The 21,601-nt window shown below is 62.2% G+C and carries 19 protein-coding genes and 2 pseudogenes; 9 read left to right on the forward strand and 12 right to left on the reverse strand.

What is annotated here, in order from left to right; genetic code table 11:
- Positions 1 to 30: 30 nt before the first annotated feature.
- The 4 genes and pseudogenes from VCJ09_RS23260 to VCJ09_RS23275 all read right to left on the reverse strand — a co-directional run.
- Positions 31 to 786, reverse strand: a pseudogene (locus VCJ09_RS23260) (uroporphyrinogen-III synthase); the annotation flags it as partial.
- Positions 783 to 1,721: a hydroxymethylbilane synthase gene (gene hemC, locus VCJ09_RS23265; RefSeq protein ID WP_324732365.1), complete on the reverse strand. Its 939-nt coding sequence runs from the start codon at positions 1,719 to 1,721 to the stop codon at positions 783 to 785. The pseudogene VCJ09_RS23260 and the gene hemC, both read right to left, overlap by 4 nt.
- Positions 1,722 to 1,849: 128 nt before the next feature.
- Complete coding sequence (locus VCJ09_RS23270; protein WP_079203806.1) at positions 1,850 to 2,596, reverse strand: LytR/AlgR family response regulator transcription factor; 747 nt, start codon at positions 2,594 to 2,596, stop codon at positions 1,850 to 1,852.
- Positions 2,593 to 3,675: a sensor histidine kinase gene (locus VCJ09_RS23275; protein ID WP_324732366.1), complete on the reverse strand. Its 1,083-nt coding sequence runs from the start codon at positions 3,673 to 3,675 to the stop codon at positions 2,593 to 2,595. Before VCJ09_RS23275 ends, VCJ09_RS23270 begins: the two co-directional genes overlap by 4 nt.
- A 254-nt stretch (positions 3,676 to 3,929) precedes the next feature.
- On the opposite strand from VCJ09_RS23275, the gene argH reads away from it, so the two are divergent.
- Together argH and VCJ09_RS23285 are read left to right on the forward strand one after the other, a co-directional pair.
- On the forward strand, positions 3,930 to 5,324 hold the full coding sequence (argH, locus tag VCJ09_RS23280) for an argininosuccinate lyase (RefSeq protein WP_324732367.1): 1,395 nt from the start codon (positions 3,930 to 3,932) through the stop codon (positions 5,322 to 5,324).
- A 51-nt stretch (positions 5,325 to 5,375) separates the two neighbouring features.
- On the forward strand, positions 5,376 to 6,536 hold the full coding sequence (locus VCJ09_RS23285) for an NnrS family protein (RefSeq protein ID WP_324732368.1): 1,161 nt from the start codon (positions 5,376 to 5,378) through the stop codon (positions 6,534 to 6,536).
- A 371-nt stretch (positions 6,537 to 6,907) separates the two neighbouring features.
- On the opposite strand, the gene VCJ09_RS24925 is transcribed toward VCJ09_RS23285, so the two are convergent.
- The 5 genes and pseudogenes from VCJ09_RS24925 to VCJ09_RS23305 form a co-directional block, all read right to left on the reverse strand.
- Entirely contained in the window at positions 6,908 to 7,771 is an 864-nt protein-coding gene (locus VCJ09_RS24925) for a methyl-accepting chemotaxis protein (protein WP_407693056.1), read from the reverse strand.
- A pseudogene (locus VCJ09_RS24930) lies at positions 7,769 to 8,563 on the reverse strand (Tar ligand binding domain-containing protein); the annotation flags it as partial. The gene VCJ09_RS24925 and the pseudogene VCJ09_RS24930, both read right to left, overlap by 3 nt.
- 49 nt (positions 8,564 to 8,612) lie before the next feature.
- A complete protein-coding gene (locus tag VCJ09_RS23295; protein ID WP_324732370.1) occupies positions 8,613 to 11,639 on the reverse strand; it encodes an EAL domain-containing protein in 3,027 nt (1,008 codons plus the stop codon).
- Positions 11,640 to 12,181: 542 nt separating this feature from the next.
- Positions 12,182 to 12,610: a ShlB/FhaC/HecB family hemolysin secretion/activation protein gene (locus VCJ09_RS23300; RefSeq protein WP_324732371.1), complete on the reverse strand. Its 429-nt coding sequence runs from the start codon at positions 12,608 to 12,610 to the stop codon at positions 12,182 to 12,184.
- A 70-nt stretch (positions 12,611 to 12,680) separates the two neighbouring features.
- A complete protein-coding gene (locus tag VCJ09_RS23305; protein ID WP_324732372.1) occupies positions 12,681 to 13,346 on the reverse strand; it encodes a glutathione S-transferase family protein in 666 nt (221 codons plus the stop codon).
- Between the two features lie 141 nt (positions 13,347 to 13,487).
- Between VCJ09_RS23305 and VCJ09_RS23310 the strand changes: the two genes are divergently transcribed.
- The 3 genes from VCJ09_RS23310 (at position 13,488) to VCJ09_RS23320 (ending at position 17,126) form a co-directional block, all read left to right on the forward strand.
- A complete protein-coding gene (locus VCJ09_RS23310; protein ID WP_324732373.1) occupies positions 13,488 to 13,766 on the forward strand; it encodes a hypothetical protein in 279 nt (92 codons plus the stop codon).
- A gap of 137 nt (positions 13,767 to 13,903) precedes the next feature.
- Positions 13,904 to 14,149, forward strand: a complete 246-nt coding sequence (locus tag VCJ09_RS23315; protein WP_324732374.1) for a TIGR02647 family protein — start codon at positions 13,904 to 13,906, stop codon at positions 14,147 to 14,149.
- A 121-nt stretch (positions 14,150 to 14,270) separates the two neighbouring features.
- Positions 14,271 to 17,126 carry a class I adenylate cyclase gene (locus tag VCJ09_RS23320; RefSeq protein WP_324732375.1) on the forward strand — a complete coding sequence of 952 codons (2,856 nt, stop codon included), beginning with the start codon at positions 14,271 to 14,273 and terminating at the stop codon, positions 17,124 to 17,126.
- A 46-nt stretch (positions 17,127 to 17,172) separates the two neighbouring features.
- Here the strand turns inward: VCJ09_RS23320 and rnk are convergent, their stop codons facing one another.
- The 3 genes from rnk to cyaY all read right to left on the reverse strand — a co-directional run bounded on the left by rnk (position 17,173) and on the right by cyaY (position 18,235).
- The gene (gene rnk / locus VCJ09_RS23325; protein WP_324732376.1) at positions 17,173 to 17,580 is read right to left on the reverse strand and encodes a nucleoside diphosphate kinase regulator; all 408 of its coding nucleotides are present in this window, start codon (positions 17,578 to 17,580) and stop codon (positions 17,173 to 17,175) included.
- Positions 17,581 to 17,700: 120 nt separating this feature from the next.
- The gene (locus VCJ09_RS24935; protein WP_407692994.1) at positions 17,701 to 17,967 is read right to left on the reverse strand and encodes a DUF1289 domain-containing protein; all 267 of its coding nucleotides are present in this window, start codon (positions 17,965 to 17,967) and stop codon (positions 17,701 to 17,703) included.
- Positions 17,903 to 18,235, reverse strand: coding sequence for an iron donor protein CyaY (cyaY, locus tag VCJ09_RS23335; RefSeq protein ID WP_079203827.1), 333 nt, complete (start codon positions 18,233 to 18,235; stop codon positions 17,903 to 17,905). Before cyaY ends, VCJ09_RS24935 begins: the two co-directional genes overlap by 65 nt.
- A gap of 305 nt (positions 18,236 to 18,540) precedes the next feature.
- Between cyaY and lptM the strand changes: the two genes are divergently transcribed.
- Genes lptM through VCJ09_RS23355 form a run of 4 tightly spaced genes read left to right on the forward strand, consistent with a single transcriptional unit; the run spans position 18,541 to position 21,471 of the window.
- Positions 18,541 to 18,666 (forward strand): LPS translocon maturation chaperone LptM, encoded by a 126-nt coding sequence (lptM, locus tag VCJ09_RS23340; protein WP_324732377.1) that lies wholly within the window; start codon positions 18,541 to 18,543, stop codon positions 18,664 to 18,666.
- Positions 18,667 to 18,675: 9 nt separating this feature from the next.
- The gene (gene lysA, locus VCJ09_RS23345; protein WP_324732378.1) at positions 18,676 to 19,929 is read left to right on the forward strand and encodes a diaminopimelate decarboxylase; all 1,254 of its coding nucleotides are present in this window, start codon (positions 18,676 to 18,678) and stop codon (positions 19,927 to 19,929) included.
- 10 nt (positions 19,930 to 19,939) lie between these two features.
- Positions 19,940 to 20,770, forward strand: coding sequence for a diaminopimelate epimerase (gene dapF / locus VCJ09_RS23350; protein ID WP_324732379.1), 831 nt, complete (start codon positions 19,940 to 19,942; stop codon positions 20,768 to 20,770).
- Complete coding sequence (locus VCJ09_RS23355) at positions 20,767 to 21,471, forward strand: DUF484 family protein (protein WP_324732380.1); 705 nt, start codon at positions 20,767 to 20,769, stop codon at positions 21,469 to 21,471. The genes dapF and VCJ09_RS23355 overlap by 4 nt, the downstream gene beginning before the upstream one ends.
- The last annotated feature ends 130 nt before the right edge of the window (positions 21,472 to 21,601 follow it).

Raw genomic sequence — 21,601 nt, forward strand, 5'->3', positions numbered from 1 at the left:
TCCATCCTTTGCATCAGAGGTCGGGGCAGGTTGCGCCTGCAACGCCGCCAACAACGCCACGGCATTCGCGCCACGGCAGTCCACAATACTTTCGGCGCCAGCAACACGCGCCTGTTCAGCCACCCGCGGGCTAGGTACGAACAAGGGTAGTCGAGCCAGCGATGGCCAGTGCTCGCCCGCCAACTCAAGCAGATGGCTAAAGCCCTGCCCACTGCTGACCACCAGGCCATTCAAGCGTTCCGCCTGCACCCGTTCGGCAAGTGCCGCTGACGGATAGTGCGGCAACAATCGACGGTACAGTGACAGATAGTCGACCGCCACACCCTGGTCGCGCAAGCGCTCGGCGAGTAGCTCCCGGCCGCCCTCGCCGCGCAGAATCAGCACGCGAGGAGTGAGCGCCGCAGCCAGCGCCTGCTGCAGCTGCGGCAGCGCGAGCAAAGCCTCGCTGTCATCGCCATGCGCGGGGTAATGCACGGTCAGACCATAGTGCTCGAGGATTTCGGCGGTGGCTGCACCGACACTGAACCAGGGCTGCTCGGTCGGCGGTTGCGCCCGGTAACGGTCGAGCAACTCCAGGCCAAGCCGGGCGGCCGGTTTGCTCACCGCAATCACCGCGCAGTAGCGATCAAGCTCGAGGATGGTCGCGCGCTGCTCCGGCGTCTCGGCCAGGGCCTCGATCGCCAGCAGCGGCAGGCTGCTGCTGTAGATCCCCTGTTCGGCCAGGGTCGTGGCCAGGGCCGCGCACTCCTCGGCCGGGCGGGTCAACAGCAAGCGCCAGTTGCTCACTCGGCATCGGCCTCAGCGTAGACAGCCTGCAAAATCTCCGCGGCACCCTGCGCCAGCAGCGCCTCGGCGACTTGCACACCGAGTTGCTCGGCCTGCGCCGCCGGCGCGCGACTTTCTGCACACAGCAGCACGCCACCATCGGGCTGACCAACCAGGCCGCGCAACCACAATTGCTCGCCTTCAAGCACCGCATAGCAGGCGATCGGCACCTGGCAGCCACCATTGAGCCGCTTGTTCAGTGCCCGCTCGGCGGTGACGCGCAAGGCCGTCTCGTGATGATTCAATACTGCCAGCAAGGCATGGATCTCGGTATCGGCGCGGCGGCACTCGATCCCGACCGCACCCTGCCCTCCCGCCGGCAGGCTGTCTTCGACACTGATGGAGGCGCGAATACGCGCAGCAAAGCCCAGACGAATCAGGCCAGCGGCGGCGAGGATAATGGCGTCGTACTCACCCGCATCCAGCTTGGCCAGGCGGGTATTGACGTTGCCACGCAGAAACTGGATTTTCAGGTCGGGTCGCCGGGCCAGTATCTGCGCCTGGCGACGCAAACTGGAGGTCCCGACCACGCTGCCGGCTGGCAGGGCATCGAGGCTGTCGAAACTGTTGGAGACGAAGGCATCGCGCGGGTCCTCGCGCTCGCAGATGCAGAACAGGCCCAGGCCTGCGGGGAAGTCCATGGGCACATCCTTCATCGAATGCACGGCGATGTCGGCCTCATTCTCGAGCAGGGCGGTTTCCAGTTCTTTGACGAACAAGCCCTTGCCACCGATTTTCGCCAGCGGCGCATCGAGCAACTTGTCGCCGCGACTGACCATCGGCACCAAGCTGACTTTCAGACCAGGGTGAGCCAACTCCAGGCGGGCTTTAACGTGTTCGGCCTGCCACAGGGCCAGGGCGCTTTTACGGGTGGCGATACGAATTTCGCGGGACATGGGCAATTCCAGAAAACGAACTGCCTGGAATAATAACAGGGGCCGCACAGCGGGTGGGGGACGGCGTGTGGAATGCAGAGCATGCGCCCCACGCCTCATGCCCTTCCCGACCCACTCGCCGACAAACCCTACAAGCTGTTCATCAGCTTGCGCACCCCGGCCACATGCCGGCGGCTGACGATCAGCGCGTCGCCATTAAGACCTTTGAGGAATAGCTGAAAGTGCCCGATCGGGGTGCGCTGCAAGCGTTCGATGCGTTCACGGGCGACCAGGGCATTGCGATGGATGCGCACGAAGCGATCACCAAACTCGTCTTCCAGCGCCTTGAGCGGCTCGTCCAGCAGCACTTCGCCGCCAGCATGGCGCAGGGTCACGTATTTATGATCGGCGATGAAGAAGATCACCTCATCGAGCGGAATCAACTCGATGCCTTTACGGGTGCGCGCACTGATATGGCTGCGCGGGCCGACGCCGCTCTCGGCCGCGGGACGAGTCAGGGCAGCGAGTTGCACCCGGTTTGGCCGCTCGGCCTTTTTCAGCGCCTCACTGAGATGCTCAGCGCGCACCGGTTTGACCAGGTAGCCCACCGCGCTGACCTTGAACGCCTCCAGGGCGAATTCGTCATGGGCCGTGCAGAAAATCACTGCGGGCGGCGCTTCACGCTCGCAAAGCTTGGCGGCGACCTGCAAGCCATCCAAGCCCGGCATGCGGATATCCAGTAACACGACATCCGGCTTCAGGCTGTCGATCAGAGTCAGGGCCTCTTCGCCATTGCTCGCAGACGGCTCGAGGACACGGTAGCCATCGAGCTCGCCGACCATACGGCTGAGGCGCTCGCGAGCCAGGGGTTCATCATCGACGATCAGGACATTCATAGGACACGGGCTTCCTGCGTAAGTCTCGCACAAGGATAGCGTAGACAGGTGAAGTGGCGGCCGTCACGGCGCTCCACGCTGAGACTGGCCCGCGGCCCGAAAAGTGCCGCAAGACGCGCATCGATATTACCCAGCGCCTGGCGTGTCCCACGCGAAGGCGGCTGCTCGTGTTGTGCCTCATAAGGGTTGCTGACGCATAACTGGAACACCCCATCGGTATAGCTCGCCTCGACACGCACCAAGCCACCCTCGATGCGTGGCTGGATTCCATAGATCAAGGCGTTCTCCAGCAAAGGCTGCAGCGTCAGCTGCGGAATCGGCAAATCGTTAGGCACATCGACCACCTCCCACTGCAACTGTAGTCGTTCGCCGAGGCGATAGTGCTCAATCGACAAATATCGCTTGGCCAGTTCCAACTCTTCACTCCAGGGCACCAGGCTGCCGGGGCGGGCCAGGCTGGCGCGAAACAGGTCGGACAGATCCAGCACGGCCTGCTCGGCCTTGAGCGGGTCGATCACCACCAGACTGGCGATACTGTTCAAGCTGTTGAACAGAAAGTGCGGCCGAATCCGCGCTTGCAAGGACTCGATGCGCGCACGCAACTCAGCCTGTTCCTGCTTTCGCCATTGGCTCTGCAGATAGAAATAGCGTAGCAGCAGTGCAGACATGATCATGCTGATCAGGGCGTGACGCAGGTAAAGATTGACCTCGCCAGCATGTGGCAGCGGCCCGCCGAGGTCGTAATAATCGGCCACCGCGGTGCAGGCGAGCGTCAGCCCGACCACGATCAGGCAGCACAGCACGCCGGCCAGAGCCGCACGCCAGCGCGCCAGCAAGGGCCGCAGACGACACAGCAGGGCCGCCGAAAGCAACAGGATCCACTGCACGAACAGCGAGGTCAGCGCCAGGCGCACCCAGTCGAAGCCCGGCAACATCGGCTCGGCCAGCACCAGCACCAGCACCAGCAACTCGGCCAGCAAGACCATGCTCAGCAGCGCTTCCGGCTCGCACAGCTCCGGGACGAAGAAGTCGTCGATGGCCGCCGGTGGGTTTTTATTGTTCAACCATTGAGTATCCATCGGCGCAGTTTCCCCGTGGCTCGACCGGGCGGCAAGCGAGCCGGCTCCAGTCGGGCAAAATAAACCGCTTAAATACGGCCTTGCTCGGCAAACTGTGAGCCACGCATCACTGCCCAAGCTGTCGTCGTACGCAGCGGCCGACAAACCGACCCGGCGATTTTGCCCGCCAGCCTGTTATTATCGACGGACTTTTTCCGCCATGCCGGCCGCCACCTGCGGCCCGCCTGTTTTAGCGCATTAGCCGAGCGAAGCCCATGAGCACTGAAAAAACCAATCAATCCTGGGGCGGCCGCTTCAGCGAGCCCGTCGACGCTTTCGTCGCCCGTTTCACCGCCTCCGTCGAATTCGACAAGCGCCTGTATCGCCACGACATCATGGGCTCCATCGCCCATGCGACCATGCTGGCCAAGGTCGGCGTGCTGACGGATGCCGAACGCGACAGCATCATTGATGGCCTGACCCAGATCCAGCTCGAGATCGAAGCCGGCCAGTTCGACTGGCGCGTCGACCTGGAAGACGTGCACATGAACATCGAAGCGCGCCTCACCGACCGCATCGGCGTGACCGGCAAGAAGCTGCACACCGGGCGCAGCCGTAACGACCAGGTCGCCACCGATATCCGCCTGTGGCTGCGCGACGAGATCGATCTGATCCTCGCCGAAATCAGCCGCCTGCAGCAGGGCCTGCTGGAGCAAGCCGAGCGCGAAGCCGAGGCCATCATGCCTGGCTTCACCCACCTGCAAACCGCCCAGCCGGTGACCTTTGGTCATCACCTGCTGGCCTGGTTCGAAATGCTCAGCCGCGATTACGAGCGCCTGGTCGATTGCCGCAAGCGCACCAACCGCATGCCCCTGGGCAGCGCCGCACTGGCCGGCACCACCTACCCGATCCAGCGCGAAGTCACGGCCCAGCTACTCGGCTTCGACGCCGTCGGCGGCAACTCGCTGGACGGCGTTTCCGATCGCGACTTCGCCATTGAGTTCTGCGCCGCGGCATCGATCGCGATGATGCACCTGTCGCGCTTCTCCGAAGAGCTGGTGCTGTGGACGTCCGCGCAGTTCCAGTTTATCGACCTGCCGGATCGCTTCTGCACCGGCAGCTCGATCATGCCGCAAAAGAAAAACCCCGACGTACCCGAACTGGTGCGCGGCAAGACCGGACGCGTATTCGGCGCGCTGATGGGCCTGCTGACCTTGATGAAGGGTCAGCCGCTGGCCTACAACAAGGACAACCAGGAAGACAAGGAACCGCTGTTCGACGCCGCCGATACCCTGCGCGACAGCCTGCGCGCCTTCGCCGACATGATTCCGGCGATCAAGCCCAAGCACGCAATCATGCGTGAGGCGGCACTGCGCGGTTTCTCCACCGCCACCGATCTGGCCGACTACCTGGTGCGCAAGGGTCTGCCGTTCCGCGACTGCCATGAGATCGTCGGCCATGCGGTGAAGCACGGCGTCAACAGCGGTAAGGACCTGGCCGAAATGAGCCTGGACGAACTGCGCCAGTTCAGCGATCAGATCGAACAGGATGTGTTTGCGGTACTGACCCTGGAAGGCTCGGTGAATGCCCGCGACCACATCGGCGGCACCGCACCGAACCAGGTGCGCGCGGCGGTCAAGCGCGGCCAGGCGCTGCTGGCTAACCGCTGAGCCCAGGCGGGCGGGCCACGCTTGGCCTGCCCACCCTCATACGAGACGCCGATGAACGCTGACAGGCCGCCTGCCTTCGCCAACGCCTGGTTCTTCCCAGCCGCCGCCGTCTATGCGGCGCTGTTGCTGCCGCTTTCCGTGCTCGGCCTGCTCGATCATCTGCCGCCCCTGCCGGGCCTGGTCAGTGCCGCCGGTCACGCCCATGAAATGCTCTTCGGCTTTGCCCTCGCGGTGGTCGCCGGCTACCTGCTCGGCCCCCAACCCCGCGCCATTACCCTCGGTCTGCTGACGTGCTGGCTGGCGGCGCGCCTGCTGTTCCTGTTCTGGCCGGGCTCCTGGGCCGCCGGTCTGGCGGCCGCGCTGTTTGCTGCCGGACTGAGCTGGAAGGTGGTGCCGCGCTTCCTCGGCGTGGCGAAGAAGTGGCGCAACCAGATGGTGGCGCCGCTGGTGGCCGGCCTCGCCCTGCTCAGCGTACTGATCGGCCCGCCATACAGCGCCGCCCTGACGCCGGCCCTGCTTCGCGAAGCCCTGCTCTTGTTCGCCACCCTGCTGTTCTTCATGGGCGGACGCATCATCGTCCCGGCGCTGGCCGGTTATGCGCAGAGCCAGGGCCGCACCCTCGACGCCAGGGTTCAGCCGCGCCTGGAAGGCGGGATACTGACCTGCCTGTTGCTGGCGCTGCTGCTCGCCCCGTGGCCCTGGCCCCAGGCCGGACAGGCCAGCGGCCTGCTGCTGATCGGTGCCGGCCTGCTGGCCTTGCTGCGCCTGTTACGCTGGCGCCCCTGGCTGTGCTGGCGGCGCGCCGACCTGCTGGTGCTGCTGGTCGGCTATGCCTGGCTGATAGCCGGCCTGCTGCTGGTCGGACTGACCCTGGCCGGCACGCCCCTGCCGCTGGACGCGGCGCTGCATGCCATCGGCGTCGGCGCACTGGGCACCCTGACCCTCGGCGTAATGGCCCGCACACGCCTGCTCTACCGCTTCCGCGATGCCAACGCACAGCCCTGGGTTCACAGCCTCGCCGGCCTGCTCAGCGCCGCCGCCCTGGCGCGGATACTGCCGCCGCTGCTGGGCCAGCCCGACCCCGCCTGGCTGCTGTTCGCCGCCGGCTGCTGGAGCCTGGCATTCGGCGCGCTGCCACTGCTGTTCTGGCAAACCCGCGGCGCTCACCCGCACAGCCGCCGTTCCCGCCGCCCGGCGGCTGCGCCGCCTTGATTGCCCGCTGCACCAGGAGCGCCTGCGGTCCGTTCCGGCATTGGCAATGGCAATGGCAATGACGAGCGAACCCCGCGCCAGGACGCAAACGCGCCCTCCTGAAAGGGCCGTTTGCCGTTGACTGACGTACCGATGGCGGGCTAGCCAAATGCAGTGGCTGCAACTGGCGATTGAACAGCACTTGCAACCCCTAACGAGTGCATAGCCTTGATGAAACAGCCGTTCGCCGCCCCCTCCCTCGGGAAGAACGGCTGCGCGTCGCCCTGCCCGGCGGCGAGGAAAAAGTACTCGTCATCAGTCCATCCGAGGGGATACCGGGCATCGTGATCAACTGCCAACTCGGCAGGCCCGCCCCCTAAGCCTAGATTTCCTCAGATACGGAACTGGCCAACTAATGCCTGTAATTGCTCGGCCAAGCGTGCCAGCTCTTCGCTGGCGGCTGCAGTGTGCTGCGCACCCACGCTTGTCTGTTCGGCGACCAGGCTGACCGTGACGACATTACGGTTGATTTCCTCGGCGACGGAGCTTTGCTCCTCGGCGGCGGATGCGATCTGGCCATTCATGTCGTTGATGGTGGCAACGGCACGGGTGATGGACTCCAGCGTCGTGCCGGCTCGAGCCACCTGCTTTACGCTGTCCTGGGCCCGGTTGCGGCTAGCGCCCATGACCTTCACCGCATTGGCGGAACCCGTTTGTAGATGTTCGATCATCGTCTGAATTTCGCCGGTTGATTGCTGCGTACGCAAAGCCAGGGTACGCACCTCGTCGGCCACTACTGCAAAACCACGACCCTGCTCTCCCGCGCGTGCGGCCTCAATAGCGGCGTTGAGGGCCAACAGATTGATCTGCTCGGCAATACCGCGGATCACCTCCAGCACGCCACCTATCTTGTCAGTGTCTTGCTCCAGCTGAAGGATGACAGCCGACCCTTGCTCCACCTCCTTGGCGAGGAAATCGATGGCATCGATGGTTCGACTGACCTCCTGGCGCCCATCTGCGGCTTCCAGATCTGCCTTTTGTGCCGCCTCTGCAGCCCCGGCAGCGCTGCGCGCCACCTCCTGAACGGTGGCAGCCATCTCATGCATGGCCGTTGCCACCTGCTCGATCTCCGATTGTTGCCGACGAATGCCCGCGCCGGTTTGCTGGTTCACCGTGGACGTCTCTTCCGCCGCGGCTGCAAGCTGAGTGGTGGCGGCGGAAAGCTGCAGCAGCATGCCGTGAAAACGCTCGCGCATAAGGTTGAAGGCACGCGCAATTCGGCCCAGTTCGTCGTTACCCTGGTAGTTCGCCTGAACAGTAAGATCGCCTTCAGCCATCTGCCCGCTGACCCGCTCGAGTTCGGCAACGGCGCGGCTGATGGCGGCAATGATGCCCCAGGCCAGGGCGATACCGAGGCTAATAGCCACGGTAAGCAGGACAAGCATGCTAGTGCGGATCAGGCGGTACTCGTTTTCAGCCGCGGCAAACTCCGCCTTGGCCAAATCCAGTTGCAGCTGCAGAAGCGCCTCCGCAGCGGCGGCCGCCGCAGAGAAGGTCGACTCGAGGCGGTTCAATGTGAGACTGCCGGCTGCATCAAACTGGCCGCCAGTGACAGCCGCAATGGCCGCGCGCAGGCCATCGCTGACGAAGATCGCTCGCTTGCTGGCGAAGTCCTGCGCCAACGCTTGCTCCTCACGTCCTCTGGAACCAGCCATGTAGGCTTGCCAGATAGCGCCGATTTTCTCGATATTGCCGTCGATCATATCGATATGCAGGTCGACCGGGTGCTGATGCAGCGACTTATAGCCGCTTCGTGGGTCATGCTGTAGGGCGAGAAGCCCTTGGATACGGTTATCTCGCAGCAAGCTCATGATCTGACCAATCTTGCCCGTGGCAACCAATTGGTCACGGTAGACGCCATTGAGTGACGTGTTGGAGTTGAACATACCCTTGAGCCCTAACGCGCCCATGACAACCATCAACAGCGCCAAAAGACCGATCAACGCTATAAGGCGGGTCTTGATGCTGAAGTTATTAAGTACTCTCATGTGCCGCTCCCTTTATTGTTGTTATTAATTATTTGCCGCCGGCCCGACTTCAAATACCCGTCCATGAACTAAACAGGCACGCCAGTTCAGCGGCCGGTATGGGCTTACTGAAATAGAAACCTTGCACTTCGTCGCAACCGTAGGTGCGCAACACATCCAACTGCGCTTTCGTCTCCGCGCCCTCGGCAATGACTTTCAGATCCAGGTTGTGAGCCAGCGAAATAATGGTTTTGACAATGCTTGCGCCGTGCGCGCTCGACGTCAGATCGTTGACGAACGATCGATCGATTTTCAGATTATCCAGCGGAAACTGGCGCAGGTAGTTGAGCGAGGAATAACCCATGCCGAAATCATCTAGGGCCAGATGCAAACCCAGCGCCTTGAATTCCAATAGCACAGGGATGATCTTTTCTGGCTCCTGCATGATCGCGGTTTCGGTAAGTTCCAACTCCAGGTAACGGGCTTCCATAGCGGTTTCTTGCAAAGCCTCTGCCACGACGGCGAGCAGATCGTGGCGGCGGAGCTGATGCGCAGAAATATTCACCGCGACCTTGACCGGGGGTAATCCTGCCGCCCGCCAGGCCTGCTGCTGGGCGCAGGCGGTCTTAATCACCCAGGCGCCAATGGGAATAATGAGTCCACTCTCCTCGGCGATGGGGATGAACTGCGCGGGCGAAAGAAGCCCCCGCGCGGGGTGTTGCCAGCGCAGCAGGGCCTCGACGCCAACGATCTCACCACTGGGCAGATCCACTTGCGGCTGGTAATGCAACAGCAGCTCATCACGCTCCAGAGCAAAACGCAGGTCGGACGCCAGCGCCAGCCGTTCCCGGCTATGGATATTTAGTTCTTCCGTATAGAAGTGGAACTGATTGCGTCCTTCAAACTTGGCCCGGTACATGGCCAAGTCGACATTTTTAAGCAACACCTCCTCGCGCGTACCGTCCTGAGGATAGAGGCTGATACCGATGCTGACCCCGATATGCAACTCCTGGCGGTCGATCACAAAGGGGCTGGCAAGCGCACTCAGAATTTTTCCCGCGACAAGACTGGCATCCGCCACTTTCACCAGACCGGGAAGCACGATGACAAACTCGTCGCCGCCCATACGCGCCACCGTGTCGGCTTTGCGCACCAGGGAACACAGCCGCTCGGCGACTGCCTGCAACAATGCATCACCGGCCGGATGACCCAGGCTGTCGTTAATCACTTTGAAACCGTCGAGGTCGAGCAACAACAAGGCTGCCGCCCGCCCGCTACGCTCTGCCGAGGCGATCGCCTGCTTGATACGGTCACTCAGCAAGCTCCTGTTGGCCAAGCCGGTCAGCACGTCGTGAGTGGCCTGATGCATGAGTTGTTGCGCATAGCCCTGGCGTGCGGAATTAGCCCGCAACGCGGTAATGCCGTAAGCCAAACTGCCGGCCAGCTCCTCCACTATCCTGATTTCACTGGCGGTAAAGGCCGCGGCGTCCTGCGCATAGATGGTCAGCGCACCAATAACTTTACGTTCTGTTATGAGCGGCAACGCCATGCCCGACTGGATGCCATGCTTGATCAAAAAATCACGCCACGGCGGATACTGCATGTTGCTTTGCCCATATTTTATAACGGCGGTACGACCCGTTCTGATGGCGGTTCCGGTAACGCCACTGCCACGCGCCGAATCATCCCAACTTAACTCACCGACCGTGAAGGGCAGCGCCCCGTCCACCGCCTCCTTTTTGGCCGCGGGTCGCACCAACTTGCTCGCCTCATCATCTGCATAACCGACCCAGACAAAAGGGTGCCCGCTTAGCTGCTGCACAATGCCGCAAATTTCGGTCAGTAACGCAGACTCATCGGTGGCGCGAATCAGCGCCTGATTACAAGCGCTTAACACCTTCAACGCGCGCTCGTCCCGCTTGCGCTCGGTGATATCGAGCATGATGCCGATCGTGGCGGTCTTACCGTCGACGTCCATCTTTGAGCCAAACACCTCTACATCGAAGGTTGCGCCATCCTTTTTCCGGCCTTGCATTTCGTAGTTAACCGCACGGGCTTCGCCGAACAGGCGTTTCTGAATATTCGATTCAACCAGGTTGCGATCGGCCTCGCTGGCGATGTCGAGAACGCCCAGCGACGCGATCATCTCGCCTTGGGTATAGGAAAACATCTCGGCCATTTTCAAATTGACATATTGAAACCTGTGCTCCTGGACGATGTACACGCCCACCACCGAATTTTCCGCGAGCCCCCGAAAGATCGACTCTGCCCGCTGTAAGCGCTGCCGATCGAGGTCGATACTGGTAATCAATTCTTCAATCTGCTGCGCACTGAAATTGAAGGCTGCGGCCAACTCACCTATTTCGTCAGTGCCGCAAAAATTCGAGCGTACGCCGTAATCCCCCGCACCGAGCCTTCGGCTGTACCGGGCCAGGTCGCGAAGCGGGTGGACAATCTGCTTGCGGGCAAGCAGGAAAATGCCAAACAGCACTAATACATCCACCACCACCAGCGCGTAGACCACCTGCAGGCCGCGTTCTTGTGTTTGCTGCGCCTCAATGGTCAACGCCTGAACAATCGCCTCTGCAATTTTCAGCAGTTGTCCCGCCTCGGTGTGGACGCGAGCCAACTCGGCGGTCACCTCTCCAGGGAGGGTACGCATTTCGAGAAGAGATTCGATGTGACTGCGATAGGAGTGCCACTTCGGCCGGATCGACGCCACCAACGGGGTTATCTGTGTCGATAAGGTCATGGCGTTATGGCTAAATACGTTGCCGCCCAGCTCCAGGCCACTCAAATGCATTTCGAAGGCGTCAATGGTGGCGACGGCCTGCTCTTGCCTGTGCCCTTCCAGGCGTAACACCAGGCTGGTTTCGAAGGCGATTTTCTGACTCAGCACGCGTAACTTGCCGGCTTGACCAACCGTCTCCGCCACCCCTTTGAGGTCGCGCAGCATCGTTTGCACCACGATCACATTGGCGACAGCGACCAGCAATATCACCAAAAAATTGATCACCATTTTTTGGTTGACATTGAACCGTGGCCAACGGCTCTGCGATGCCCGTTTCGGGTGTACCTCGGCCACTTCAGTTGGCATGGCGACTCCCTCCATAAAAACGTTCTAACGTCAGGGTCAACAGTTCTCCTTTTTTGCGTCTCGCCGCAAATGGCGCTCAAAGGTTGTGAACGGGAGCTACACAAACCAGGGGGAGTTTAGTGAGCCAAATGGCTCCATTTCTGACATGGCACAACGTCAGCGGCTGGCACCTGGAGACGGTCGCCGTAATCGAGGACTTTTTCACGATCCTTCAGGCCACAAGGGAACAGGCCATGCACGGCCATAGCCATAAAGCCTGATTAGCTGGAGGGTGGCCCTAGCGGTCTTACCAATACCGCATACCATGTAGTGGCATATTGACACCGATCAATACTGCGCCTCACGTCGCGCGCGTCGTTACCGTCCGGCCTGCCATTGCGTAGAGCAAACCGAACCTGGCCGGGAAGGTTCTGAGCGCCCGACACAGCTGGCCGAGCGGCGCGGGCGCGGCGTTTGCGCAAAGCGATGGCAGCAGAACCGCTGCATGCCGACTCGGCGCTGGCACACTGCAGATAAGCCAGCCATGAACGAAGACACAGGGGTCAGGTCTTCTTGGAAAAAGCAAAAGACAAGACCTGACCCCGGCCACTCTCGCTCTTCTGGCCGCTGAGCAGGCTGTCGAAACTCAGCGACTCGCCCCATAGCTGGAAGGGCTGCAGGTAACTCAGGGTCAGGCTGTACTTGTTGTAGTGGGCGACCGGCTCGCCGCCGTACGGATCACCACTGCGCTGCGCGTCGAAGGCGCGGCCAATACGCCGGCCGTGGTTGAAGCCCAGTTGCGCCTCGGACAAGCGCTGGCTGGAGACGTCGATCAGATCGCCGAGGATAAAATCGCGCGCGCGCAGATGGCTGACGCCGAAGTTGACCGCGGTTTTTCTCAGGCTGTCGCGGTGCAGCACGCGCTCGGCGCGCTGGCCGTGGGTCTTGCTGTCACCGTCCAGGTCGAAGGCGAAGCCATTGGCCTGACTCAATGCAGGAGGCCGCGCCAGTCACTGCGTCAATTCAGCGCAGTGGGTCGGCAATTGCAGATTGTGCGCACATTCAGCCTTTGGCCTTGGCCTGAGCCATCGCAATAAACCCCGCCATCCCCGCCTCTTTATCCGCGGCGATGCGTTTGACGTGCGGGTTCTGGTTGAGCAGCACGAGCAGCTCGTGGGCCTCTGAGAAGTCGGCCAGCAGATCGATACCGAACAGTTTCTTCGCCACCCCACACGCCAGGTCGATGCTGTAGAGGAAGTAGATATCGGCGAGGCTGAAGCTATCGCCCGCCACATATGGGGTAAAGCTGGCGTGACGCTTGAGCGTGTCGATACCGGCCAACAGCTCGGCCTTGCACTTGTTTTTCAAGGCAGAGGAAATCTCCGCACCGAAGAATGCTTGCGGGTAACCAATCCGCGCGGGCAACTCGATATACAGCTCGATCTCCTTCATCAGCGTGCGCACCTGGGCACGGGCGAATGGCTCGCGGGGCAGCAACGCCTTGCCTGCAGCGCCATCTTCCAGATACTCGAGGATCGCACTGGTCTCGTTGATGAAGCCCTGCTCGACCCCCAGCACCGGTACCTTGCCACGCGGACTGATACTGAGAAATTCGTCGCTCTGGTTGCCGTAAAGGGTCACGACCTCGAACTCCAGCCCCTTCTCCAGCAAGGCCAGCTTGACCATATTGAAGTAGTTGCTAACGGCAAATCCGTATAGTTTGAACATGGTGACAGGCTCCAGGCCAGCGGATGGATAGCTAAAGTTATAACCCCGGGTACGCCAGCCAGCCAGCCGAATCAAGTCAGTGAATGGCGCAGGCGCTGTCACGCTGGCACACTGCACGCTCAGTCCACGGATAAGCCAAGCATGAGCGAACACGACGAAAACGAAGACGAGGCCTTTGCCGAAGAAGCGCTGATCCAGGCCATCGAGAATCAGATCGAGGCCGCAGAACCGCCTGCCGCCTTGGCAACCTTGAACAAGCTGAGCCTGGTCGGCTACGAGCGTGGAGAAATCCTGCAACTGATGGCGATGGTGCTGGCCCATGAGATCAAGGCCATGCTCGACGAGGATCGGCCATTCGATGGCGCGGCTTACGAGCAAGCCCTGCGTGTACTGCCGCAATTACCGCAAGAAACGTCCTGACGCTAGTCGCTTAGTCCTGCGGACAATCTCGCGGCTCGCTACACTGCACACACCCGCGCCTCGCTTCATTCACGCGGGACTCAACCAGCCGGGCACCAGCAGTGCCCGGCCCCTGTTTACAAGAGCCTGGAGCACTTATGTCCTTTACCCCTGAGCTGGTTGCCGAACTGGATCTTCTCGCCCTGTTTAACCTGGGCAACACCCAGGAAGGCCTCAAGGTTCACCATGTTGCCGCCCCGCAAGCGATTGCTGCGGCCAAACGCCTGCACGCCAAAGGCCTGGTCACCCAGGACGATGGCGGTTACCTGACCAGCCTGGGGCTGGAGGCGGCCGAACACGCACAAGTGTTGCTGACCATTCTCAATGTAAAAGAAACCGCCTGACCCGCCGGCACGGCCCGCGCCGCCTGCGCAAGCGGGCAATGGCGTGGGCGCTATGGCGCTCCTACCCGCACCTCGCCACGACTGACTGGCCGTCGTGGCACATTGCCCGCCGAGCCTGCGCATGAGCCGTACCCAGGAAATTCGCCCGGATATCGATGACGGTATCGACCGCAAGGTGCTGGCTCAACTGCGCGCACGCTTTCTCAAGGTTAATGACGGCCGCCTGCAGCGCGCCATGCAGGCACTGTCGACACGCCAGCAGCTGGTCCTGAAGTTGCTGCCGCTGTTGTTTCACGTCAATCATCCGTTGCTGCCGGGCTATGTGTCCGGACTGACACCGGCCGGACTGAGCGGCTTCGAGCCTGACGACGATCTGCTCGCCGAAGCGCAAAGACTGACCCGCTCCTTCGCCTACAAGGCACGCCGCGGTAACAGCGCACAGCCGCTCCACGGGCTGTTCCTGATGGGCAGCCTGGGCACCGTGGCCCAGGCCGAGCAAAGCGACATGGACCTGTGGGTCTGTCACGCGCCCGACCTCAAGGCCCAGGAAATCGCCGAACTGCGCAAGAAGTGTGACCAGCTCGAAGCCTGGGCGGCGACCCAGGGCGCCGAAGCGCATTTCTTCCTGATCGACCCGGTGCGCTTTACCGTCGGCGACCGCGAGGCGCAACTGACCTCGGACGACTGCGGCACCACTCAGCACTACCTGTTGCTCGACGAGTTCTACCGCACGGCGATCTGGCTGGCCGGGCGCACCCCGCTCTGGTGGCTGGTGCCGGTGTATGAGGAGCAGCGCTATCACGCTTACATCGGCATCCTGCTGAGCAAGCGCTTCATCCGCGCCGAGGAAGTGCTCGACCTTGGTCACCTGGCGCAGATTCCACCGAGCGAATTCATCGGCGCGGGTATGTGGCAGCTGTCCAAGGGCATCGAGTCGCCGTACAAGTCGGTGCTCAAGCTGCTGCTTACCGAGGTTTACGCCAGCGAACACCCCAAGGTTCAATGCCTGGCGTTGCGTTTCAAGCAAGCAGTCTTCTGCAATCGACTCGACCTCGACGAACTCGACCCTTACATCGTGGTTTACCGCCGCCTGGAGGAATACCTCAGCGGGCGCGGCGAAACCGAGCGGCTGGAGCTGATCCGCCGCTGCCTGTACCTGAAGATCAATAAAAAACTCAGCCGGCCGCCGCGCGACCGCCACAAAAGTTGGCAACGCCTGCTACTCGAGCGCCTGACCAGCGACTGGAACTGGGACAGCCGGCAACTGGCGATGCTCGACAGCCGCAGCCAGTGGAAGGTGCGCCAGGTCAGCGCCGAGCGCCGCGCGCTGGTCAACGAACTGACTTACAGCTACCGCTTCCTCTCCCAGTTCGCCCGCGACGCCCAGGCTGGCAGCTCGCTCAACAGCCGCGACCTCGGCGTGCTGGGTCGGCGCCTGTATGCCGCCTTCGAGCGCAAGGCCGGCAAGATCGAATTCATCAACCCTGGCATCGCCCCGGACTTGGGCGAAGACACTCTGACCCTGATGCAGGTGCCAAGAACCGAGGCCAGCGAGGGCAATCAGTGGGCCCTGTTTGGCGGCAGCCTCGGCGCCCAGGAGTGCGCGGACTTCGCCCCGCTCAAGCGCGCCCGCGAACTGGTTGAACTGCTTGCCTGGTGCCACCGCAATGGCGTGATCGACAGCAGCACGCGACTGTCGCTGCATCCTGGCGACAGCGACCTGAGCGAGTTCGAGCTGTCCAATCTGCTCACCAGCCTGCAACAGACTGTGCCGCTGCCGCTGCCAGCAATCGAAGAAAGCGCGTTGCTGCGCGCCCGCGTACCCGGCGCAGTGCTGCTGCTGGTCAATGTCGGCATCGACCCGCTCAAGCAGCACAGCCAGATGAATGTGCACATGACCACCGAGCGGACCGATGCCCTGGGCTATTCCGGGGTGCGCGAGAACCTGATTCTAACCATCGATCAGGTCAGCCTGAACAGCTGGAACGAACTGCTGGTCAGCCGCTATGACGGCCCCCATGCACTGCTCGACTGCCTGCGCGATTTTCTCAACAGCCTGCCGGCCAGCGGCAGCAAACCCAACCTGCGGGTACGCTGCTTCTGCCGCAACCGCGCCACGACTATCGCCGAGCGGGTCGAGGAGTTGTTTCGCGACACTCTGGATAACCTCGCGGGCACCCAGCACAACCGTTACCTGCTGCAAATCAAGCAGCAATACCACCTGCTCGAACTGACCCCCGGGCAAGTCAGCCACACTGCACTGACGGGCATGCCGGCGCTGCTCGAACACCTCGGCAAGGAGCAATCGGGCTATAGCCTGCTGCACCTCGACCGCAACGCGCTGGAAGGCGACGACCTGGCCTTGATCCTGCCGCTCGGCCGCCCCGAGTGCATCCAGGTGTTCTACCGTCGCCACGAAAATAGTGGTCAGGCCGAACTGACCCTGCTCGACGAACACAACGCGCTATGGCGGCAGAGCATGCCGTTTCGCGACGAGCAAAGCCTGCTGAAGCCGCTGCAGCGCTTCCTGCAGTCGCTGCTGTACCGGCGCAACGCCTTGCTGCCACTGGACAGCCCGGCACCGTTGAGCGCGCTGGAGGTGCTCTATTACGAAGTACTCCCGGCGGCGCCGCAACGGGCCCGCCAGGTGGAGCTGCGCCCGCCGCCGCAAGCGCCCGCAAGCCACCCTTTCTACGATGTGCAGGCGATTGTCGAACCGGTCGAGGGCAAGCGCGCCAACGTGACCCTGTATTGCAACCACCGAGAGTTTTCCGAACTGGAGTATGCCGGCGACCTGTTCGCCGCCGTGGCCCGGCATATCCTCGCCCAACGCCGCGAGGGCGAGCGCTACCCGTGCTACATCACCGACCTCGACCTGTCCGCCGTACTCGGCGACGGACACGCCCAGACCATTCACTACCTGCGCTACAAAGCTCGCCTGGAAGCAGCACTCAACACGGCGCTGGAAAAAACCTGATCAAGCGCGCCGAGGCGCAGGCAGCCAGGGTCTGCCCGACTGCCGTTCAGCGGCTGTATTCACCGGCCGCTTCTGGCTGGTATTCCACCGCCAACAGGGTCAGCTTCAATTCCTTGCCGCCGGGCGCGATCCAGTCGATATGCTGGCCGACACTCAGCCCCAGCAGTGCGCTGCCCACCGGTGCGAGAATCGACACACAGCCGTCTTTGCCGGCGTCCTGCGGGTAAACCAGGGTCAGGTGATAGTCCTTGCCGTTGCTTTCTTCGCGACAATGCACCCGCGAGTTCATGGTAACCAACCCAGCCGGCACCTGGTCATGGCCAATCACTTCAGCCCGATCCAGTTCGGCCTGCAGGGCGGCAGCACCCGGGCCGAACTCCTCCAGGCTGTCGAGCAAACGTTCCAACCGCTGCAAATCGAGACGGGTAATAGTAATTGACGGTGCACTGGTCATGGTCAGCTCAACTCTCCTTTACGGAATGCTTAAAAAGCAAAACCCCGTCTGCTAGAGACGGGGTTTTGCGCTAGTCGGGTCGACCGTATCACAGCCGTTCAAATAAACAAGGCCGGCAGATCAGCCTTGACGTTGCTGCAAACGCGCCTGGGCAGCATGGCAAATGAGCCGTCGACGCGAATGATCGGCACTACCCCATTCGAGAATCTCGTTGAGCAAACGACCACAACCCAGGCACATATCTCGCTCGTTCAGGCAGCACTGGCGCACGCACGGCGAGGCGATTAGCGGTTCAGCCGGCTTGGGCGAAGCGCCTGCCGGCTCAGAGCTCTTCAAACTCAAGGCTGGCTCCAGATTGCTCCAGGGTGATGCGTGCGAGCATTTCACTCAGTAGCTCATCGCTGCTGTCGCAAATCCAACGCTCGCTGGCTTCCTCGTAGTCGAAGTGGAAACCGCCGGAGCGGGCCGCCAGCCACAACTGACGGATCGGCGCCTGACGGCTGAAGATCAGCTGCGTGCCATTCTCGAAACGCACGGTCAGTACACCCGCAGAGTTTTCCAGGTCGAGATCCAGATCGCTGTCATCGAAAATGTCTTCCACCGCTTGCTGTACGGTATCGACCAGATCGTGAAAGCGGGCTTCAGTCAAACTCATTGCGGATGTCCTCGAAAAATTCAGGTAGTGCAGAAAAATGCCAGGCTCTCCGGGACATCGTTGCGCGCGATGGCCAGACGGGAGCATCTGAACCGAACGCAACGTAGCGCTCGAAGGTTGCTTCGCGAGTCCAGCATAGCGGGTCGAGTAAGCATCGAGCGCAGTATACCGTGCTCTATGCGCATGATCCGCACCTCTCCCTGAACGCGGGCAAAGCCCCGCCGGACGGGAATCCTGGCGCATAGGCAAGGCGTCGGGGGGCCGGTATACTCCGGCGCAATTATGCTTTTAACAAGGACTTCACCATGAAGCGGCTGCTTACTGCCCTTATCGCGCTTGTCGCCATCAGCACTCTGCTTGCCGGCTGCGGCCAGAAAGGCCCGCTGTTCCTCCCGGAAGACAGCAAGCCCGTGCCCGCGCAAAACGAATAAGGACAGCTGATGAACGCCTTCAACTACCGCGACGGCGTGCTGTTCGCGGAGGGCGTGGCTCTGTCCGCCATCGCCCAACGCTTCGGCACGCCGACCTACGTCTACTCGCGAGCGCATATCGAGGCGCAATACCGCGCCTATGCCGACGCCTTGCTAGGCATGCCACATCTGGTCTGCTTCGCCGTCAAGGCCAACTCCAACCTGGGCGTACTGAACGTCCTGGCACGTCTCGGCGCCGGCTTCGACATCGTCTCGCGTGGCGAGCTGGAACGCGTCCTGGCCGCTGGCGGCGAGCCCGACAAGATCGTCTTCTCCGGCGTCGGCAAGAGCCGTGACGACATGCGTCGCGCCTTGGAAGTCGGCGTGCACTGCTTCAACGTCGAGTCCACCGATGAACTGGAGCGCCTGCAGCTGATCGCTGCCGAACTGGGCGTGAAAGCGCCGGTGTCGCTGCGGGTCAATCCCGATGTAGACGCCGGCACCCACCCGTACATCTCCACCGGCCTTAAAGAAAACAAGTTCGGCATCGCCATCGCCGACGCCGAGGACGTGTACATCCGCGCCGCCCAGCTGGCGAACCTGGAAGTGGTCGGTGTCGACTGCCATATCGGCTCGCAACTGACCAGCCTGCCGCCCTTCCTCGATGCCCTGGACCGCCTGCTGGCGCTGATCGACCGCCTCGCCGATTGTGGCATCCACCTGCGCCACATTGACCTCGGCGGCGGCCTCGGCGTGCAATACCGCGACGAGCAGCCGCCGCTGGCCGGCGACTACATCAAGGCCGTGCGTGAACGGATCCATGGCCGCGACCTGGCCCTGGTGTTCGAGCCGGGTCGCTCGATCGTCGCCAATGCCGGCGTACTGCTGACCCAGGTCGAGTACCTCAAGCACACCGAGCACAAGGATTTCGCCATCGTCGACGCGGCGATGAACGACCTGATCCGCCCGGCGCTGTACCAGGCCTGGATGGACGTGGTGCCCGTGCAGCCGCGCGATGGCGCGACGCGCAACTACGATATCGTCGGACCGATCTGCGAGACCGGTGACTTCCTGGCCAAGGATCGCGACCTGGCGCTGGCCGAAGGCGACCTGTTGGCCGTGTGTTCGGCGGGCGCCTATGGCTTCGTCATGAGCTCCAACTACAACACCCGCGGCCGCGCCGCCGAGGTGATGGTGGATGGCGACCAGGCCTTCGAAGTGCGTCGTCGCGAGCCCCTCAGCGAACTCTTTGCGGGCGAAAGCCGTCTGCCGCCAGCACCATAAGGGCACCCTGATGTTATTGCGCTTTACCAAAATGCACGGCCTCGGCAACGACTTCATGGTTCTCGACCTGGTCAGCCAGCACGCGCATATCCAGTCCAAGAACGCCAAGCAGTGGGGCGATCGCCACACCGGCGTCGGCTTCGATCAACTGCTGCTGGTGGAACCGCCGAGCAATCCGGACGTCGACTTTCGCTACCGCATTTTCAACGCCGATGGCGCGGAAGTGGAGCAGTGCGGCAATGGCGCACGCTGCTTCGCCCGCTTCGTGCTGGACAAGCGGCTGACGATGAAGAAGCAGATCCGCGTGGAAACCAAGGGCGGCATCATCGAACTCGACGTGCGCCCCGACGGCCAGATCAGCGTGAACATGGGCGCGCCGCGCCTGGAGCCGGCGCAAATTCCCTTCCAGGCCGATCAGCAAGCCTTGAGTTACTGCGTCGAGGTCGAGGGCCAAGCGTTCGAGCTGGCCGCCGTGTCCATGGGCAACCCGCATGCCGTGCTGCGCGTCGACAACGTCGACAGCGCACCGGTACATGAGCTGGGGCCGAAGCTGGAACACCACCCGCGCTTTCCGCAGCGGGTCAACGTCGGCTTCCTGCAAATCATCGATCGCCAGCATGCCAAGCTGCGTGTATGGGAACGCGGCGCGGGCGAGACTCAGGCCTGCGGTACTGGCGCCTGCGCGGCGGCAGTGGCGGCGATTGGCCAAGGCTGGATGGACTCGCCAGTTCAGCTCGAACTGCCCGGCGGCAAGTTGTTGATCGAGTGGGCAGGCGCGGACCAGCCCGTTATGATGACCGGACCCGCGATGCGCGTGTACGAAGGACAGGTTCGCCTATGACCGACCAGCAGGATTCGCCTAAACCACACGACCTCGACTCGGCTGCGGTCGTCGACTATTTGCGCCTGCACCCGGAGTTCTTCGTCGACCACGATGAATTGATTCCCGAGTTGCGTATTCCGCACCAGCGCGGTGACACCATCTCGCTGGTCGAGCGCCAGGTGACGCTGCTGCGCGAGCGCAATATCGAGATGCGCCACCGCCTCTCGCAGTTGATGGATGTGGCCCGCGACAACGACCGCCTGTTCGACAAGACCCGCCACCTGGTGCTCGACCTGCTCGATGCAGCCAGCCTCGAAGAGGTGGTCAGCACTGTGGAAGACAGCCTGCGCCACCAGTTCCAGGTGCCCTTCGTCAGCCTGATCCTGTTCAGTGATACGCCGCTAGCGGTCGGCCGTTCGGTCAGCAGCGCCGAAGCACATCAGGCCATCGGCGGACTGCTGGCCGGCGGCAAGACCATCTGCGGCGTGCTGCGCGAACATGAACTTAACTTCCTGTTTGGCGAAAGTGAAGCCAAGCAAGTCGGCTCGGCAGCCGTGGTCGCGCTGTCCTATCAGGGCCTGCATGGTGTGCTGGCAATCGGTAGTGTCGACCCGCAGCATTACAAGAGCTCCCTGGGCACCCTGTTCCTCGGCTATATCGCCGAAGTCCTGGCCCGGGTCCTGCCGCGCTTCGCCACGCCGCTGCGTTCGGTGAGATAAACACAGCGACAAGCCCGTAGGATGGGTTGAGCGAAGCGATACCCATCATTGCTCGACAGATAGCCCGATGGATTACACGCCGAGCCACCATCGCTTAGCGCCTGAAATCTGTGCTCTGCGCCGCTAACCT

This window comes from Pseudomonas paeninsulae, from assembly GCF_035621475.1.
GTDB classification, from domain to species: Bacteria; Pseudomonadota; Gammaproteobacteria; order Pseudomonadales; family Pseudomonadaceae; genus Aquipseudomonas; species Aquipseudomonas paeninsulae.

Bases quoted from the DNA above. Each gene is read 5' to 3' on its own strand.
- VCJ09_RS23355 (WP_324732380.1), top strand. From the start codon at position 20,767: ATGACCGACCAGCAGGATTCGCCTAAACCACACGACCTCGACTCGGCT.
- rnk (WP_324732376.1), bottom strand. From the start codon at position 17,580: ATGACCAGTGCACCGTCAATTACTATTACCCGTCTCGATTTGCAGCGG.
- VCJ09_RS23305 (WP_324732372.1), bottom strand. From the start codon at position 13,346: ATGTTCAAACTATACGGATTTGCCGTTAGCAACTACTTCAATATGGTC.
- VCJ09_RS23320 (WP_324732375.1), top strand. From the start codon at position 14,271: ATGAGCCGTACCCAGGAAATTCGCCCGGATATCGATGACGGTATCGAC.
- cyaY (WP_079203827.1), bottom strand. From the start codon at position 18,235: ATGAGTTTGACTGAAGCCCGCTTTCACGATCTGGTCGATACCGTACAG.
- hemC (WP_324732365.1), bottom strand. From the start codon at position 1,721: ATGTCCCGCGAAATTCGTATCGCCACCCGTAAAAGCGCCCTGGCCCTG.
- VCJ09_RS23315 (WP_324732374.1), top strand. From the start codon at position 13,904: ATGTCCTTTACCCCTGAGCTGGTTGCCGAACTGGATCTTCTCGCCCTG.
- VCJ09_RS23310 (WP_324732373.1), top strand. From the start codon at position 13,488: ATGAGCGAACACGACGAAAACGAAGACGAGGCCTTTGCCGAAGAAGCG.
- VCJ09_RS23285 (WP_324732368.1), top strand. From the start codon at position 5,376: ATGAACGCTGACAGGCCGCCTGCCTTCGCCAACGCCTGGTTCTTCCCA.
- argH (WP_324732367.1), top strand. From the start codon at position 3,930: ATGAGCACTGAAAAAACCAATCAATCCTGGGGCGGCCGCTTCAGCGAG.
- lysA (WP_324732378.1), top strand. From the start codon at position 18,676: ATGAACGCCTTCAACTACCGCGACGGCGTGCTGTTCGCGGAGGGCGTG.
- VCJ09_RS24925 (WP_407693056.1), bottom strand. From the start codon at position 7,771: ATGCGCGAGCGTTTTCACGGCATGCTGCTGCAGCTTTCCGCCGCCACC.
- lptM (WP_324732377.1), top strand. From the start codon at position 18,541: ATGAAGCGGCTGCTTACTGCCCTTATCGCGCTTGTCGCCATCAGCACT.
- VCJ09_RS23295 (WP_324732370.1), bottom strand. From the start codon at position 11,639: ATGCCAACTGAAGTGGCCGAGGTACACCCGAAACGGGCATCGCAGAGC.
- VCJ09_RS23275 (WP_324732366.1), bottom strand. From the start codon at position 3,675: ATGGATACTCAATGGTTGAACAATAAAAACCCACCGGCGGCCATCGAC.
- VCJ09_RS23270 (WP_079203806.1), bottom strand. From the start codon at position 2,596: ATGAATGTCCTGATCGTCGATGATGAACCCCTGGCTCGCGAGCGCCTC.
- dapF (WP_324732379.1), top strand. From the start codon at position 19,940: ATGTTATTGCGCTTTACCAAAATGCACGGCCTCGGCAACGACTTCATG.